The organism is Microbispora sp. NPDC004025, assembly GCF_053604425.1.
On record NZ_JBSGHN010000010.1, the window covers coordinates 1 to 16,210 of the forward strand.

General features: G+C 72.3%; 14 protein-coding genes and 1 rRNA gene. 12 read left to right on the forward strand and 3 right to left on the reverse strand.

The window, feature by feature from the left end; all coding sequences use genetic code 11:
* Together rrf and ACWEQG_RS23630 are read left to right on the forward strand one after the other, a co-directional pair.
* Positions 1 to 91 (forward strand): 5S ribosomal RNA (gene rrf, locus ACWEQG_RS23625); the annotation flags it as partial.
* Positions 92 to 1,913: 1,822 nt separating this feature from the next.
* Complete coding sequence (locus tag ACWEQG_RS23630) at positions 1,914 to 2,939, forward strand: hypothetical protein (protein ID WP_452287784.1); 1,026 nt, start codon at positions 1,914 to 1,916, stop codon at positions 2,937 to 2,939.
* A 90-nt stretch (positions 2,940 to 3,029) separates the two neighbouring features.
* On the opposite strand, the gene ACWEQG_RS23635 is transcribed toward ACWEQG_RS23630, so the two are convergent.
* Positions 3,030 to 3,956, reverse strand: a complete 927-nt coding sequence (locus ACWEQG_RS23635; RefSeq protein ID WP_363471370.1) for an MBL fold metallo-hydrolase — start codon at positions 3,954 to 3,956, stop codon at positions 3,030 to 3,032.
* Between the two features lie 104 nt (positions 3,957 to 4,060).
* Here ACWEQG_RS23635 and ACWEQG_RS23640 point away from each other — a divergent pair, with 104 nt between their 5' ends.
* Positions 4,061 to 4,750 carry a hypothetical protein gene (locus tag ACWEQG_RS23640; protein ID WP_452287786.1) on the forward strand — a complete coding sequence of 230 codons (690 nt, stop codon included), beginning with the start codon at positions 4,061 to 4,063 and terminating at the stop codon, positions 4,748 to 4,750.
* On the opposite strand, the gene ACWEQG_RS23645 is transcribed toward ACWEQG_RS23640, so the two are convergent.
* Positions 4,725 to 5,951, reverse strand: coding sequence for a DUF1015 family protein (locus ACWEQG_RS23645; protein WP_452287788.1), 1,227 nt, complete (start codon positions 5,949 to 5,951; stop codon positions 4,725 to 4,727). The two genes, ACWEQG_RS23640 and ACWEQG_RS23645, sit on opposite strands and share 26 nt — an antisense overlap.
* An 87-nt stretch (positions 5,952 to 6,038) precedes the next feature.
* On the opposite strand from ACWEQG_RS23645, the gene ACWEQG_RS23650 reads away from it, so the two are divergent.
* Positions 6,039 to 6,470, forward strand: coding sequence for a tetratricopeptide repeat protein (locus tag ACWEQG_RS23650; protein WP_346228895.1), 432 nt, complete (start codon positions 6,039 to 6,041; stop codon positions 6,468 to 6,470).
* A 20-nt stretch (positions 6,471 to 6,490) separates the two neighbouring features.
* Complete coding sequence (locus tag ACWEQG_RS23655; RefSeq protein ID WP_452287790.1) at positions 6,491 to 7,495, forward strand: HAD-IIA family hydrolase; 1,005 nt, start codon at positions 6,491 to 6,493, stop codon at positions 7,493 to 7,495.
* 346 nt (positions 7,496 to 7,841) lie between these two features.
* Here ACWEQG_RS23655 and ACWEQG_RS23660 read toward each other — a convergent pair whose 3' ends face one another.
* Entirely contained in the window at positions 7,842 to 8,189 is a 348-nt protein-coding gene (locus ACWEQG_RS23660) for an SCP2 sterol-binding domain-containing protein (RefSeq protein WP_452287792.1), read from the reverse strand.
* 426 nt (positions 8,190 to 8,615) lie between these two features.
* On the opposite strand from ACWEQG_RS23660, the gene ACWEQG_RS23665 reads away from it, so the two are divergent.
* The 7 genes from ACWEQG_RS23665 to ACWEQG_RS23695 all read left to right on the forward strand — a co-directional run bounded on the left by ACWEQG_RS23665 (position 8,616) and on the right by ACWEQG_RS23695 (position 16,178).
* Positions 8,616 to 8,837 carry a hypothetical protein gene (locus ACWEQG_RS23665; protein WP_452287794.1) on the forward strand — a complete coding sequence of 74 codons (222 nt, stop codon included), beginning with the start codon at positions 8,616 to 8,618 and terminating at the stop codon, positions 8,835 to 8,837.
* 73 nt (positions 8,838 to 8,910) lie between these two features.
* A complete protein-coding gene (locus tag ACWEQG_RS23670; RefSeq protein WP_452287796.1) occupies positions 8,911 to 9,720 on the forward strand; it encodes a TlyA family RNA methyltransferase in 810 nt (269 codons plus the stop codon).
* Positions 9,721 to 9,754: 34 nt separating this feature from the next.
* A complete protein-coding gene (locus ACWEQG_RS23675; RefSeq protein WP_452288197.1) occupies positions 9,755 to 10,693 on the forward strand; it encodes an NAD kinase in 939 nt (312 codons plus the stop codon).
* Between the two features lie 181 nt (positions 10,694 to 10,874).
* Positions 10,875 to 12,644, forward strand: coding sequence for a DNA repair protein RecN (gene recN / locus ACWEQG_RS23680; protein ID WP_452287798.1), 1,770 nt, complete (start codon positions 10,875 to 10,877; stop codon positions 12,642 to 12,644).
* 375 nt (positions 12,645 to 13,019) lie between these two features.
* Entirely contained in the window at positions 13,020 to 14,216 is a 1,197-nt protein-coding gene (steA, locus tag ACWEQG_RS23685) for a putative cytokinetic ring protein SteA (protein WP_452288199.1), read from the forward strand.
* Positions 14,213 to 15,190 carry a copper transporter gene (locus tag ACWEQG_RS23690; RefSeq protein ID WP_452287800.1) on the forward strand — a complete coding sequence of 326 codons (978 nt, stop codon included), beginning with the start codon at positions 14,213 to 14,215 and terminating at the stop codon, positions 15,188 to 15,190. The genes steA and ACWEQG_RS23690 overlap by 4 nt, the downstream gene beginning before the upstream one ends.
* Before the next feature lie 40 nt (positions 15,191 to 15,230).
* Positions 15,231 to 16,178 (forward strand): hypothetical protein, encoded by a 948-nt coding sequence (locus tag ACWEQG_RS23695; RefSeq protein WP_452287802.1) that lies wholly within the window; start codon positions 15,231 to 15,233, stop codon positions 16,176 to 16,178.
* The last annotated feature ends 32 nt before the right edge of the window (positions 16,179 to 16,210 follow it).

A 16,210-nucleotide genomic window follows, 5' to 3' on the forward strand; every position in this document is an offset into this window, starting at 1 on the left:
ACCCGGTTACTTTCCGAACCCGGAAGTTAAGCCTGCCAGCGCCGATGGTACTGCACCGGGGACGGTGTGGGAGAGTAGGACACCGCCGGACAATCGTTGAAAAAGGGGTCACCCCGCATGGGGTGGCCCCTTTTTTGTTTTGAGTCATGTCGCCGCCCCACGCCAGGTAGACCTGGTGGACGGGAGCGAAAGCCCCATAGAGGCCCGGGTGGTAGTGACGGCGCGCTAGGCTGGCAGTGCCGGGCCACCCCACGGGTGGCCTTCGTCGCATCGGACGAGAAGCGAAGGCTGCGGCGGACGCGATCTCAGCGGACCTGCGGCGAAACAACGAGTCTTCCCTGCAACTCATCGGGTATGGGGTGGATCCCCAATAGTCCAGGACTTCGGGAAGACAGAGCCCTGCGGCCGGCGAACCGGACGCGGTGAGCAAGCAACAGAGGACAGAAGTGAACAGAGAAGACGGGCGCGACGGCGCGGGCCGTGGCGGAGACAACCGCGAAGAGAGCAGGGACCGGGGCGAGCGCGCCGGAGGGTTCCGCGGTAACGGAGGAAGCGGCGGCTTCGGCGGTCGTTATGGAGAGCGGCGAGAAGGCTTCCGCAGCGACCGCGGCGAGCGCGGCGAGCGCCCGTTCCATTCCGACAGGCGCGGCTCTCGCGACCAGGGCGGTCCGTCCGGTGGACGGTTCGGTTCACGCGATCGCGATGGCAGGACGACCGGCTCCTACGGGGATCGCGAAAGGGGTGGCGGCTACCGTGACCGGGACGACCGCGGTCGCCGTCCCTTCGGCACCGAGAACCGGGCGGGCGGCCGTACCGATGATCGCGGTGGGTACCGCGACCGCGACGGGGGGCGGAGCTTCGACCGCGGCGACCGGCCGCGCGGCGCCGGCGGGTTCGAGGGACGGCGGGATCGCACCTACCAGGACAGGGACGCCTCTCGGACCGATCGACCGCGCCGCTCCTATGCGGACCGCGACGACTCCCGCGGGGGCCAGGGCTTCCGCGACCGCGAGGAGCGGGGCGGAGGCCGCCCGTTCCGGTCCGATGACCGCGGCAGCCGGCCGTACGGCGAGCGCCGCACCGATCGTCGGGAAGGCGGAGGGTACGGAGACCGTCCCCAGCGCCAGGGCGGCGGCTTCGGCGGACGGTACGGCTTCCGCGAGCGCGACAGCCGCGACAGTCGCGAGGGCCGGGAGAGCCGGGAAGGCCGTTCCTACACCCCTCGGTACGAGCGCGATGATCGTGACGGGTCCGGCAGTCGCCCGCCGCGACGTCCGGACCAGGAGCGCGGTTACGGCCGTGACGACAGGGGTGGCAGGGGCAACGAACGCCCGGACCGTCCCCGGCGTCCCTACGGCGACCGAGGCGGCGACCGGGGCCCGGATCGAGGATTCGGCGGAGGAGATCGGCCGCGGCGTCCGTTCGGCGACCGCGACTCCAGAGGCGGCGAGGACAGGCCCAGGCGTTCCTACGCTGACCGGCAGGACGCGGGCGGCGGTGACCGCTACCGTGACCGGGACTCCTCCTTCGGTGACAGGCCACGCCGTACGTCGGGGGACAGGCCTGGCGGGTCCTTCCGCGACCGCGACGACAGGCGTTCCGGCGGTGACCGGGGGGAAGGGACTCGGACCTTCCGTGGGCGTGCGCCTGGTTCGGGTGATCGGCCGCGACGCGAGTCCGGCGGTGACCGCGGTGGCCGTCCCTTCGGCAGAGATCGTGACGAGTCCAGGTCCTATGGTGGCGACCGCGGCGGGGCGCGTCCCTTCAGTCGTGACGACCGGGGCGGCAGCCGGGCGCGCTACGGCAGGCCGGACGAGCCGAGCAGGCCGAGGACCCGCGAGGAGATCCCCCCGCTGGAGCCGGACATCACGCCGGACGAACTGGATCGGGAGGCACGTGCGGAGCTCCGCTCGTTGCCGAACGACCTTGCGGACCTCGTGGCCAGCCACCTGGTGGCGGCCGCCCGTGCGCTGACGGCGGAGGAGCCGGAAAAGGCGTACGAGCACGCCAAGGTGGCCCGCCGCTTCGCGGGCAGGATCGGCGTGGTCCGTGAGGCCACCGGCATCGCCGCCTACCACGCGGGTCAGTACGCCGAGGCGCTGGGCGACCTTCGCGCCGCGAGGCGGATCACCGGCTCGGACGAGTACCTGCCGATCATGGCGGACTGCGAGCGCGGCCTTGGACGGCCCGAACGGGCGCTCGACCTCGTCCGGTCTCGTGAGGCCGAACGGCTGGACCGCGCGGGCCGGATCGAGCTGGCCATCGTGGAGTCCGGGGCCCGTCGTGACCTCGGCCAGCACGACGCCGCTGTCATCACGCTGCAGCGGGTTCCGGAACTGCGCGACCCGCAGCCCAAGCCCTGGTCGGCACGGCTGGCTTTCGCGTACGCGGACGCCCTGGCCGACGCGGGCCACGAGGAGGCGGCGACCGACTGGTTCGCCCGCGCGATGGCGTTCGACGAGGACGGCGAGACCGACGCGGCCGACCGCTACGCGGAGCTGACCGGCGGACTCATCGAGGACCTGGAGGAGGACCACGACGAGTCCGCTCCCGAGGGCGGCGACATCCTCGACGACCTTCTCGACGACGAGGAGGAAGACGAGGAGGAGATCGGCGACGAGGACATCGCGGGGACCGTCGAGGACGAGGAAGACCAGACCGGCATCCCCGGCGGCGACCCCTCCGGCGACTCCTCCGGCGACTCTTCCGGTGAGGTCGTCCCGGCGGGTGAGCCCGCGGACGACAACCCGGCGGACGAGGACGCGCCCACGCCTGTGACGTCCTCGGCCGCAGAGGAGGCACCCGGTGCCGCCGAGACCGACCGGGCTTCGGAGAAGGAGAGCGGGCCGTCCTACGGCCCCGCGTTCATCGAACCGAACTTCGGCGACGTGCTCGATGATCCGGAGGACTCCGAGGATCGGGTGAAGCGCCAGCCCTGAGCTGTTCGAACGGGCGTCGCCTTGGCGGCGCCCGTTTCCTTTTGCCCAAGAAGCGCCGCCCAGCCTCTGCCTCCGACTGAGATGCCGAGGTCAGCGCGGGGTGCGGTCCAGCCAGTGCATGATTCCCGCGACGTTCGACGGCGCGCCGCTCAGCAGTTCGAACTGCTCGGCGGTGGCCGCGTCGGCGCGCAGCGCGGCGTACCGCTCCCGCGTCCGGTCGCGCACCATCGCGACGGCGTGGTCGAGGTCGAGGCCCTCGGCTCTGGCCCGCTTCGTGAGGTCCACCCAGAGCCGGAGTTCCTCGGCAGACCGTTCGAGGGTCGTGGGCACGTCCTCCACGGGTCCGTAATGGCTGAACAGCAGCCGCTGCGGTTTCAGCGCCGTGAACAGCGCTATCGAGTCGAGGGCGACGTCGAGGTCGAAGTCCGGCGGCGGCGTGGCAGGCCGGAGGTCTCCGGTCTCGGGCAGATAGACGCCCGCGGCGTCGCCGACGTAAAGGTCCCCCGTGAGCGAGTCCAGCAGGCCCACATGATGCTTGGCGTGACCGGGGGAGTAGTGGCTCGCCAGGGTGCGGCCGTTGCCAAGGTCGATCGTCCCGGTGTCGCCCAGGGCACGGATGCGGGCCGCGTCGGTGGGCGCGAGAGTGCCGAACAGTACGTCGAGCTTGTCGCCCCAGACCATCTTGGCGCTCGCCATGAGCCGGGACGGGTCGGCGAGGTGGCGGGCGCCCTTCTCGTGGACGACGATCTCCGCGGACGGGTAGTAGTTCGCGATGTCTCCCACGCCGCCCGCGTGATCCAGGTGAATGTGGGTCACCACGACGGTCGCGAGATCGTCCGGTCCGACCCCGAGGGACGACAGAGCGTCCCTGACCACGGGAGCCGAGGTCGAGGTGCCCGTCTCGACCAGGCACGGACGGTCGCCGAGGATCAGGTAGCCGGCGGTGATGCCGGAATAGCCCGCCATCCGCGTGTCGATCTCGTAGACGTCGCCGCCGAGTGGAGTCACGTTGTCCACAGTCCACTCCTGTAACTAGAACCGGTATCCACAGAATGGCATTCAGAGAGTCGCCGGCCCAACCTGGTCACGCACAGTGATCTCCGAGGCAGAGAGGAGATCACATGCACCGCAACGAGGTGACGCTCGCGGGGCGGCTGTCCATGGAGCCGGCGCACCGGGAACTTTCGAGCGGAGCCCTGCTGACACAGTGGCGCCTCGCGGTCCGCAGGCCCGGAGGCCGGCCGGGCTTCCAGCGGTCCGACGCGATCGAGTGCGCGACGTTCGACGACGGGGTGCGCGACATGCTGGCCGGGTGGCGGCTCGATGATCTGGTCGAGGTGGAAGGCGCGTTGCGCCGCCGCTGGTGGCGGGGCGGCAGTCGCTACGAGATCGAGGTTCGCAGGGCGCGCCGCGTTGAGCCGGCCGTACCCGCCCGGAGACGGCGCAGGAGGGCTCCCCGCGCCGGTGACGACACCGCCATCGGGGACACCACCACCGGGGGCGCCGCGGCTGGGGACGCCACCCTTGAGACCGCTCAGGCAGATGCCGCGGCTGGGGCGGCTCACGCACATGCCGGAGCTGCGGCGGCTCGGGCAGATGCCGGGGCTGCGGCCACTGATGCCCGCGAGGCCGTCGGACGCGGCGAGGCCGCAGAAGCGTCCTCCGGCGGTGCGGCTCAGCCCGCAGACCTTCCGGGGTCTCCCGGCGGGCAGGTCGTGGTGTCTCCCGCGCCGTCGTCCTGCGATCAGCGCGTCGCCGACTCCGGGCAGCCCGCCGGCGAGGTGGTCAGTCAGTCGCGAAGGTCCGCATGACCAGCCCCGTCCTGGGCTTGGGGCCGAACGAGGTCGACTTGCGCGGCACCCGTTCGCCCTGCGCCGCGACCGTGAGGACGTCCTCCGTGGACAGCGGATTCAGCAGCACCGCCGTTCCGCCGACCCGGCGCGCCTTGTCCACGGCGGCGAGGGCGTCGTGGTGCACGACCATCACCGACTGCTCGCTGTCGGTGATCCCCCACACCTTGGGCAGGAGGAACGCCGTGAGGATCGAGGTGTCGAGCATCCGCCACCGCGCGGACTGCTCGGACGGCATGGCGTGCTCGACCTGCAGCGGGTCCGGATCCGTCAGCAAGTGGGCGGGGCCGTCGCCGGCGAGCACGAAGGCGGGGCCGGTCGCCGTGGCGAGACCCGCGAGGGCGTCCTCGACCAGGGGGAACTCGTGGACCTGCCAGGCGCCCTTGGCCCGGGCGGCGGCCTCCTGCAGGGGCAGCCCGGGAATGACCCGGTGGATGGCCCTGAGATCGGGGGGATAGACCGTGGAATCGACCAGATACGCCAGGCCGTAGTCCCAGGGCCCGGGGCCGATGTGGTCCTTCTGCAGCGCCTCGTAGGTGGCGTAACGGTGGTGACCATCGGCGATGAGCGCCTGGCGATCGCGCAGGTCCTCCGCCACGGCGTCGATCTCGTGGACATCGGTCACCGCCCAGAGCCGGTGGTGCACGCCCTCACGGGTCCGGACGTCCACCAGGGGGAATCGCTGTGTCGCCACGTCGTCGACGAGCCGGGAGGCGGTGCCGCCGCCCTCGTACAACAGGAAGATCGGCTCGAAGTTGGCCTGCGTGGCCCGCATCAGGGCGAGCCGGTCGGCGACGGGCTCCGGCAGCACGTTCTCGTGCGGGAGGATCGAGGCCGACCCGACCCCCACGCCGCCGATCAGGCCCCGCTGCAGGAAACCGACCCCGCTCTGCTCGTACACGTACAGGCCGGGCAGGGAGTCGACCGCCAGCACTCCCTCGGCGAGCCACTCGCCCAGGGCGGCGCTCGCCTCGCCGTAGTGGCTGATTCCGGGAAGGATCAGGCGCACGACGTTGTTCGCATGACGACTGAGCAGTTCCCGCAGTTCCTCAGGGGAGATGAGGTCATACGGCGGGGAGGTGACAGCGGCCAGGTCGTCCACCGCGTATCGGACGCCGTGGAACGGACGTAGCACCAGTCCCGCCCGTTCAGAACTCTCCATACCGGGCATGTTGCCATAAGTGCCCGGACTCCCCGACGCTGCGGTGCCCGGTTGCTAGCGAAATCGGAGTGCAGGAGGGCTTACCCGATGATCGAAGGACGAAACGAGGCTTCTGCTTCTTCCAATGATCCGGGCGGTACGCCTTCCGGTGGTGTCTACGAGTGGTTCCAGCGCGGCATGAGGCTGCTCGAGGAGGGCAGCCCGGCCGCGGCCGCGGCGATTCTGGAGCACGCCGCACGGGCCGAGCCCGACTCGCGCAGCATCCGCGAGGCCCTCGCCCGCGCCCAGTTCAACTCGAAGCGATACGACGAGGCCGCGGGTAGTTTCCGCTGGATCGTCGACGCCAATCCCGCCGAGGACTACGCCTACTTCGGTCTGGGCCTGTCGCTGTGGCGCAGCGGAGACGTCGAGGGAGCGCAGGAGCCGCTCGCGGTGGCGGTGGCGATGCGCCCCGACCTCCGGCACTACGTGTCCGCGCTCAAGCAGGTCCGGGCCACGCTGCGGGCGAGGCGTGCGTGACCGTAGGCCATACTTCCGCCATGTCAGAAATCACCGGCACTCTCGCGGACGCCTACGACACGCTGTTGCTGGACCTCGACGGTGTCGTCTATCTCGGAAAACAGGCGGTCCCCGGTGCCCCCGAGGCGCTGGTGAAGGCTCGGGACCTGGGCGTGCGGCTCGCGTTCGTGACGAACAACGCGAGCCGCACACCGGGGGCGATCGCACAGCACCTCAATCATCTGGGCGTGCCGGCCGCCCCGGAGGATGTGGTCACATCCGCCCAGGCGGCGGCCCGCCTGATCGCGGAGCACGTGCCGGTGGGGTCGGCCGTCCTGGTCGTGGGCGGCATGGGACTGCGGATGGCGCTGCGGGAGCACGGCCTGCGTCCCGTCACGTCGGCCTTGGACGCTCCTGCCGCCGTGGTGCAGGGCATCGCCGAGAACCTGTCCTACGGGCTGCTGTCCGAGGGGGCGCTCGCCGTACGTCGGGGAGCCTGGTTCGTCGCGGCCAACGGCGATACGACGATGCCGACAGGCCGGGGCGAACAGCCCGGGAACGGGGCGATGAGCCGCGTGATCGCCACCGCCACGGGTGTAGAGCCCGTGGTCGCGGGCAAGCCGGAGCCGCCGCTGCATCGCGAGTCGATGATCCGCACCCGCGCCGAACGGCCGCTGATCGTGGGCGACAGGCTCGACACCGACATCGAGGGCGCGACCCGGGCCGGCGTCGACAGCCTGCTCGTGCTGACCGGCGTCGCGGGCCCGCTCGACGTGCTCACCGCCGCTCCCCGGCACCGGCCCACCCACATCGCCGCCGACCTGTCCGGCCTGCACGCGCCCGTGGTTCCCGTACGGCGGGGTTCGGGCGGCTGGACCTGCGGCGGATGGACGGCCGCCTGGCAGGACGGGAAGCTCGTGCTGACCGGGGAGGGCGACCCGGTCGAGGGGCTGCGCGCCGCGTGCGCCGCCACGTGGGAAGCCGCAGGGGACGGTCAGGCGGACGAGGACGCGGTCAAGGGCGCCCTCGCGTCGCTCGGCAACTGACCGGGGCCCAAGAACGGCGGCCGTGCGCGGTCTCAAGTGTCGGCTCGCCGCTTCGCGGGGCCGCTTCCTTGTGCGATCACTGCTGCAGGTGGTGAGCGGGGTCAAGGCCATGACGAGTGGCACGGGTTCGGGTGCCGGCTCATCGCTTCACGCGGCCACTGCTGTACGCGGCCACTGCTGCACGGGGTCACTGCTGCACGCGGTGACCGGGTGGGTCGCCCGCCGGGGCGGCCGTTCACGAGGTGACGGCCGCCGCTCGCTCCCGGCCCGCCGCTTCGAGCCCGGCCGCCGGGGGACGGCGCGTCCCACGATCCATGGTCGGCTTGGCGGGTACGCGCGTGAGCGGTCAGAGGAGCTTGCGCAGGCGCAGCAGATCGCCGAGGCTGGCGTCGATCTTGACCCGGCCGCCGAGCAGCGCGCGGCCCATGTCGAGTTCGCCGTTCACCATCGAGACCAGATCCTCGCTCTTGAGCGTCAGCTTGACCTCGGCGGGCCGCCCGTCCTCCGGGGGCACCTCCTTGAAGGGGTCAAGCCCGTTCCGGTGAAGGCGGCCGTAGAACGTCACGCCGAGATCGGAGATCCGGCAGGCCAGCCGGCGTTCGACCACGTGCTTGGCACGGTCCTCCTCGCTGATCTCGTCGAACTGCTTGACGAGCTTGTCCAGCGCCGCCCGGCATTCCTCGACGGTCGCCATGCGCCTGCCTCTCTCCTTCGGACCGTGTCTCCTCGTGAACCGCTTCTCCTCGTGCCGTGCGCGGATCACCAGTCGACGATGTGATTTCCCCTCTACCTACCGACAGTAGCTTTCCACCGGCGGGCGGCGCGAAATCCGCGCCGGGTCACGGAACGGCAACGGCCCCGAGGGGGGTGAGACCACGGGAGGGAATGTCTCGCCGTCTCCCGCCGAACGGCCGGATGGCGCACGATCGTCGGTGGCGTCCGATAGCGTCGAGGCGACCAGCGCCGTCGCGGCCCGCAAGGGGGACCGCCGCGGCATGGGCCGCGTGCGCGTACGGCACGTCCGGGGCCCGGTCCCGGCGGAAGCACGGGCCCAAGCCCCGGCGCGAGCGAGACGCCGCGCGTGGGGGATCATGGCGGTCAGGCGCAGCAGGAAGGGACCATGACGGACAGCGGTATCGCGGCCGGGGAACACCTCGCCTCGGGCGCCGACGGCGTGCAGGCCGCGTTGTCGCCTCTCGGACGGCTGGCTCACGTGCCGGTGTCCGAGCACGTGGGCGTCTTCGAGCGGGTCCTGGCCGGTCTCGAAGCGGTGCTCGCGTCCGTGGAGGATGCCGGGGGACCGCAGCCCGTACTCGGCGGCGGCGAAGAGAGCGACCGGTGAGCGTCACGAGAGCGGCCGCGGTCGCCGGGAGCCGGACGTACCCGGCACGCGACTGCGCGGCGGGACGGGTGCGGTGAAGCGCGTCCGGCTGGACAGCGAGCTCGTGCGCCGAGGGCTCGCCCGTTCCAGGGAGCAGGCGGTCCAGCTCATCGAGGCGGGCCGGGTCAGTGTCGGAGGCCAGGTGGCGGGCAAGGCGGCCACCCAGGTGGACACCGCCGCACCCATCGTGGTCGCCGAGGCGGCGGAGGGCCCGGACTACGTGTCCAGGGGCGCGCACAAGCTGCTCGGCGCGCTGCGCGCGTTCGAGGGGCTGCGCGTCGAGGGGCGCCGATGCCTCGACGCGGGAGCCTCCACCGGCGGCTTCACCGACGTGCTGCTCAGGCACGGCGCCGCCCACGTGCTCGCGGTCGACGTGGGCTACGGCCAGCTCGCCTGGTCGTTGCGCACCGACGAGCGGGTGACGGTGATGGAGCGGGTCAACGTCCGCGACCTGACTCCGGAGATGGTGGGCGAGCCGCCGACGTTGATCGTCGGGGACCTGTCCTTCATCTCCCTCCGGCTCGTCCTGCCGGCTCTGGTGGGCTGCGCGGCCGAGGTGGCGGAGTTCGCGATGCTGGTGAAACCTCAGTTCGAGGTCGGCAAGGAGCGCGTGGGGGCGGGAGGCGTCGTACGCGACCCGGCCCTGCGGGCGCAGGCGGTGCGGGACGTCGCGGCGTCGGCGCGCTCGCTGGGCCTGACGGTCAAGGGCGTGACGGCGAGCCCGTTGCCGGGACCGTCCGGAAACGTGGAATACGTGCTGTGGCTCGGGAAGGGGCAGGGGCACGAGCCCGTGCCCGACGTGGACACCGCCGTCGACACGGCGGTCGCGGAGGGCCCCCGATGAGCGCGGGCGGCGAGGCGTGGAGACGATGAACGCGATGAGCACGGGCGGCGCGGCGGGCGACCGGACGGACGCCAAGAGGACCGTCCTGGTGACGGCGCACACGGGCCGGGAGGCGGCCGTGCGCAGCGCCCGCCTGGTCGTGGAACGGCTGATCGAGGCGGGCATCAACGTCCGGGTGCTCGACGAGGAGGCGGCGGAACTCGGCCGCGTCCACGCGGAGGTCGTCCCGGAGAACGGGGCGGCGCTCGACGGGGCCGAGCTGATCATCGTCCTGGGCGGTGACGGCACGCTGCTGCGCGCGGCCGAGCTGGCCCGTCCGGCCGCGGTGCCGCTGCTCGGCGTGAACCTGGGCCATGTGGGCTTCCTCGCCGAGGCGGAGGTGGAGGACCTGACGTCCGTGGTGGACCGGGTGGTCGAGGGCAGCTACGAGGTCGAAAAGCGCATGACGGTCGAGGTCGTCGTGCGCCTCAACGGCTCGGTGCTCGCCCGCACCTGGGCGCTCAACGAGGCGTCGGTCGAGAAGAAGGACCGCATGCTGGAGGTCGTGGCGGAGATCGACGGCCGCCCGCTGTCGCGCTGGGGGTGCGACGGTGTGATCTGCGCGACCCCCACCGGGTCGACGGCGTACGCGTTCTCGGCGGGCGGCCCGGTGGTCTGGCCCGAGGTGGAGGCGCTGCTCCTCGTGCCCAACAGCGCCCACGCCCTGTTCGCCCGGCCGATGGTGGTGTCACCGAAGTCCACGCTCGCGCTGGAGATCCTTCCCGACACCAGCGCCGGCGTGCTGTGGTGCGACGGGCGCCGCCGCTTCGACATCCCGCCCGGCGCCCGGGTGGAGGTCCGCAGGGGTGAGGTGCCGGTGCGGCTGGCCCGACTGCTCGGCGTGGAGGCCACCGGGGCTCCCTTCACCGACCGTCTGGTGGCGAAGTTCGGCCTGCCGGTGCAGGGCTGGCGAGGCCGGGTGCGCTCCGGCTGACCGTGAAGGCGCCGCGGTCCACAGCGCAGTGTGGCGGTTGGTGGCGATATGCCGGATGAGCAGGCATTTCGTGTCCACAGATTCTCGTTCGGGCCGCGGGACGGACACGCCGTCCTCGAAAATCTTGACGAGTTACGCGTAGGATCTCTGGCGAGTTCGGTCGGCAAAACGGGAGGGACCAGTGCGGCCACGGGTCGAGGAGGTCCGCATCCAGGGGCTCGGCGTGATCGACGAAGCCATCCTGGAGCTGTCACCGGGATTCACCGTCGTCACGGGTGAGACGGGAGCCGGCAAGACGATGGTCGTCACCGGCCTCGGCCTGCTGTTCGGAGGGCGGGCCGACCCGGCCAGGGTCCGGCCCGGCGCCGACAAGGCCACGATCGAGGGCACGCTCGTCATCGAGCCGGGGGGCCGCGTGGCCCAGCAGGTCGCCGACGTCGGCGGCGAGGTCGAGGACGGGCAGCTCATCATCTCCCGGTCGGTCTCCGCCGAGGGCCGCTCCCGCGCCTGGCTGGGCGGCCGTGCCGTGCCGGTGGGCACGCTGACCTACATCGCCGACGACCTCGTGGCCGTGCACGGCCAGATGGACCAGCAGCGGCTGCTGCAGCCCGGCAGGCAGCGGGCGGCGCTCGACCGCTACGCCGGAGACGAGCTGATCAAGCCCCTGCGGGCCTACGAGCAGGCGTACAAGCGGCACAAGCAGGTGGGCGAGCTGCTCCACGAGCTGACCGTCAAGGCCAGGGAGCGGACGCAGGAGGCCGACGTGCTGCGGTTCGGCCTGGAGGAGATCGAGAAACTGGAGCCCCGGCCGGGGGAGGACGCCGAGCTGAAGGAGGAGGCCGAGCGGCTCTCCCACGCCGACGCGCTGCGCACCGCCGCCACGACCGCGCACACGGCGTTGCTCGGGGATCCGATGTCGGGCGCGCAGGACGTGCAGGACGCCGTGTCGCTGCTCGGCCACGCAAAGGCGGCCGTGGAGTCGGTGCGCGACTTCGATCCCGCGCTCGCCGGTCTCGCAGACCGCCTGGCCGAGGCCGGTTACCTGGTCTCCGACGTGGCCACCGAGCTGGCCGCGTACGCCGAGTCGGTCGAGGCCGACCCGGCGCGGCTCGCGGCGGTGCAGGAGCGCAGGGCGGCGCTGAACGGCCTCATGCGCAAGTACGGCGAGGACGTCTCGGCCGTCCTCGCCTGGGCGCAGCGGGCCGCCGAGCGGCTGTCGGAGCTCGAGGGCGACGACGAGCGCATCGAGGAGCTGACACGGGAGCACGGCGAGCTCACCGAGCGGCTGGGCGAGCTGGCCGGTGAGCTGACCGCCATCCGCGCCGCCGCGGCCGAACGGTTCGGCCGGGCGGTGACCGAGGAGCTGACCGCGCTCGCCATGCCGCACGCCCGGGTGAGCGTGGAGATCACCGCCACGGAGGGCTTCGGCCCGCACGGCGTGGACGAGGTCGAGCTCCGGCTGGCCTCGCATCCCGGCGCGCCGCCGCTGCCGCTGACCAAGGGCGCCTCGGGCGGTGAGCTGAGCCGGGTGATGCTCGCCATCGAAGTGGTCTTCGCCGGCGCCGACCCTGTGCCGACGTTCGTGTTCGACGAGGTCGACGCCGGAGTGGGCGGCAAGGCGGCCGTGGAGATCGGCAGGCGGCTGGCCAAGCTCGCCAGGACCGCGCAGGTCATCGTGGTCACCCACCTGCCGCAGGTGGCGGCCTTCGCCGACCAGCACCTCGTGGTCGAGAAGGCGAGCGACGGCAGCGTGGTCCGCAGCGGTGTCGTGACCCTCGACCGGGACGGTCGCGAGCGGGAGCTGGCGCGGATGCTCGCCGGCCTGGAGGACTCCGAACTCGGCCGGGCGCACGCGGCCGAGCTGCTGTCCATCGCCGCCGCCGACAAGGCCGCCTGGGAGAAGCAGTCCTCGGGCGGGTCCAAACGTTCGGGCCGCCGCACCGCCGGCTGAGTGCCGTGCACCGGCGCCCCGGAGTGCCGAGCGCCGGCCCCGGGGGTGGGCGTGGCCTGGCCCGGGGGCGTGTGGCGGGCACCTGCGCCCCGGCTGAGCGTATGCGCCCCGAAGGCGTCCCCGGCCCGCCCGGGGCGTACACTCGGCGGGGCGTGCGCGGGGGTGACGTTTCGATGGGGGCGCGCCGGGAAGCAGTCAAGCCCCGGGAACGAGGGGGCGAGGAACGGGGGTCGGACGGCGTCGCGGAAGGTGTGCGTCGACCCCGGCTGCCCCCGGTCGTCGCACCTCGGCAACATCCCTGACTTGCAGTGAGAAATCAGACGAGCCGTGGGGTGTGGAAGCGTGGCGGTCGCCGCCTCTGGCAGGATGGTCATGATGAAGGTCCCGAGCTTGAATGTTCCGGGCCTCCGCCGCAGGAAGGCCGACGGCCTTCCCGGGGTGACGGCAGTGGCGAGAATCGACAGGCGGACGAAGAGGCTGACCAAGCGCCTCAAGCCCGGGGAAATCGCGATTATCGATCACGTCGACATCGACCGGGTCAGCGGGGAGGCTCTCGTCGCGTGCGGCGTGGCGGCCGTGGTCAACGTCGCCGCGAGCATCAGCGGCCGTTACCCCAACCTCGGGCCGCAGATCCTGATCGACGCGGGCGTTCCCCTGATCGACAACGCGTCGCCGGAGCTGTTCGAGCGGATCGCGGACGGTGACGTGATCCGCGTCCACGAGGGCATGGTCTACCTCGACGAGGAACTGATCGGCAAGGGGCAGCCGCAGACCGCCGAGAGCGTCGAGGCGGCGATGACCGAGGCCCGCGCGGGCCTGGCCGTCCAGATCGAGGCATTCGCCGCGAACACGATGGAGTACGTCCGGCGCGAGCGTGACCTTCTGATCGACGGAGTCGGCGTGCCCGACATCCGCACCTCCCTGGAGAATCGCCACGCCCTCATCGTGGTGCGGGGTTACCACTACAAGGAGGACATCGCCACGCTGCGGCCGTACATCCGGGAGTACCGCCCGGTGCTGATCGGCGTGGACGGCGGGGCGGACGCGCTGCTCGACGCGGGGTACGTGCCCGACATCATCGTGGGCGACTTCGACTCCGTCTCGCAGAAGGCGCTGTGCTGCGGCGCCGAACTGGTCGTCCACGCCTACCGCGACGGGCGGGCTCCGGGGCTGGAGCGGGTGCACAAGCTCGGCCAGGAGGCGGTCGTGTTCCCCGCGACCGGGACGAGCGAGGACATCGCCATGCTCCTCGCCGACGACAAGGGCGCCACGCTGATCGTCGCGGTCGGCACCCACTGGACGCTCGACGAGTTCCTGGACAAGGGCAGGTCGGGCGCGGCGAGCACGTTCCTCACCCGCCTGCGGGTGGGCAGCAAGCTCGTGGACGCCAAGGGCGTGAGCAGGCTCTACCGCAGCCGGATCTCCACGCCCTCCCTCCTGCTGCTCGTGGCCACCACACTGGTCACGATCGGCGTCGTGCTCTCGGTGTCGCCGATCGGCCAGGTCTGGCTGAACGGCCTGCGCGTGGCCTGGAACGGCTTCATCTTCTGGCTGGTCGGACTCTTCTCGTGATCGATTTCCGTTATCACCTCGTCTCGATCGTGGCGATCTTCCTCGCGCTCACGGTCGGCATCGTGCTGGGCAGCACCGTGCTCGAGCCCACGTTCTTCAAGTCGGCCGAGGAGATGACCGCGTCACTGCGGAAGGCCAACGAGAGCAACCTGGCCCAGATCTCGCAGCTGCAGAGCCGCGAGGAGGGCAGCGACTCGCTGGTCACCACCCACCTGCCCGAGCTCGTGCGCGGGCAGCTCGCCGGGGAGCGCGTCGTGCTCGTCGAGGCTCCGGGCGCGTCGGCCGCCCTGCGCGACCCGATCGAGAAGCTCGTGACGAGCGCGGGCGCCGTCTACAGCGGCAGGGTCAGCCTGACCGAGAAGTTCACCGACGCCGAGCAGGCGAACGTGGTGGACGGGCTGGCCACCAACCTCGCCCCGGCCGGCACCGCCTTCCCCGACGGGGCCACGCCGTACGACAAGGCCGCGGCGATGCTCGCCGGTGCGATCGTGACCAACGACCGCGCGCAGGCGGGCCGGGCCAACCCCGCGGCCACCGGTGTGCTGGAGGCCTTCCAGGCCGGCGACTTCCTGACCCTGAAGGGCGATCCGGAGCAGCGCGCCACGATGGCCATCCTGCTCGCGCCGTCCCAGCCGTACGAGGGAGAGGACGCCGACCGGCAGACGAACGCGGTCGTCTCGGTGGCGGCCGGGCTCGACACCGGCGCCCTCGGCACCGTCCTCGCGGGCACCGTCACCGCGTCCGGCACGGGCGGGGTCATCGCGGCCCTGCACGACACCGGCGGCGTGGCCTCCGCCGTCTCGACGGTCGACACCGTCGATTTCGCCGCGGGCCGTGTCGTCGTGGTCTACGCTCTGCGGGAGCAACTGACCGGCCGTTCCGGCGCGTACGGCGTCGGCAGCGGCGCGACGGCGTTCGAGCCCGCGGTGACCGCGCCCAGCCAGACCCCCACCCCGGTGGCGAGCCGGGGCTGAGCCGCCGGCCGGCACACCAACGGAGAGAAGGGCAACAGCCGTGGCCACACGTTCCCAGGCCGGCACCCGCGCCGCCGCGGCGCTCGGAGCCGCCGTCGGCGCCGCGCTCGGCGCCGTCGCCGCGCGTGCCGCCTTCGCCGCGTTCCGGCGCCGCCCGCCCATCGGCGACGAGAAGACCGCCGACGAGTACTGGACCCGGGTCAACCACCGCGGCGAGCCGGTCACGCTGCTGGAGGGGCCGGCGTTCGCCGCCGGCGCTGTCGCTGCCTCCGCCCTCGCCCCCGGCCTGCCCGTACGGACCCGCGCGGCGGCCGTGCTCGCCGGTGCGGGCAGCGGCGTCCTCGGCGCGTACGACGACCTGTTCGGCTCGACCTCGTCGAAGGGGTTCAAGGGGCACCTGGCCGCGCTCGCGCGCGGCGAGGTGACCAGCGGCGCGGTCAAGATCCTCGGCATCGGCGCGACCGGGCTCGCCGCGGCGGCGCTCGCCCCCCGCGACGGCCGGGGCATGGTGACGCGGTCTCTCGACACGCTCGTCGACGGCGCGTTGATCGCCGGCAGCGCCAACCTGGCCAACCTGTTCGACCTGCGGCCCGGCCGCGCGATCAAGGTCGGTCTGCTCGCCGGGGCACCTCTGCTGGCCGCCTCGGTCGCGGCGCCGTACGGCCCGCGCTCCCGCCAGACGGCCGCGCTGACCGCCGTTCCGCTGGGCGCGGCGGCGGCGCTGCTCCCCGAGGACCTGGGCGAACGGGCGATGCTCGGCGACGCCGGAGCGAACGCGCTCGGCGCGCTGCTCGGCCTGGCGGCCACCGCACGGCTGGGCAGGCCCGGCCGGATCGCCGCCCTCGGTGTCGTCGCCGCTCTCACCGCGGCCTCGGAGAAGGTCAGCTTCACCAAGGTCATCGCCGGCAACCGGGTGCTCAACCGCCTGGACATGCTCGGCCGGCGCGCTCCGCAGGCAGCCCCCGGCACGTCGGGGCCGCGCGGGTGACCTGGACGACCAGGGCCGTACGCGGAGGCGTA

Bases quoted from the DNA above. Each gene is read 5' to 3' on its own strand.
- ACWEQG_RS23640 (WP_452287786.1), top strand. From the start codon at position 4,061: ATGCACCGCAACGAGGTGACGCTCGCGGGGCGGCTGTCCATGGAGCCG.
- ACWEQG_RS23645 (WP_452287788.1), bottom strand. From the start codon at position 5,951: ATGGAGAGTTCTGAACGGGCGGGACTGGTGCTACGTCCGTTCCACGGC.
- ACWEQG_RS23650 (WP_346228895.1), top strand. From the start codon at position 6,039: ATGATCGAAGGACGAAACGAGGCTTCTGCTTCTTCCAATGATCCGGGC.
- ACWEQG_RS23655 (WP_452287790.1), top strand. From the start codon at position 6,491: ATGTCAGAAATCACCGGCACTCTCGCGGACGCCTACGACACGCTGTTG.
- ACWEQG_RS23660 (WP_452287792.1), bottom strand. From the start codon at position 8,189: ATGGCGACCGTCGAGGAATGCCGGGCGGCGCTGGACAAGCTCGTCAAG.
- ACWEQG_RS23665 (WP_452287794.1), top strand. From the start codon at position 8,616: ATGACGGACAGCGGTATCGCGGCCGGGGAACACCTCGCCTCGGGCGCC.
- ACWEQG_RS23675 (WP_452288197.1), top strand. From the start codon at position 9,755: ATGAGCACGGGCGGCGCGGCGGGCGACCGGACGGACGCCAAGAGGACC.
- steA (WP_452288199.1), top strand. From the start codon at position 13,020: ATGAAGGTCCCGAGCTTGAATGTTCCGGGCCTCCGCCGCAGGAAGGCC.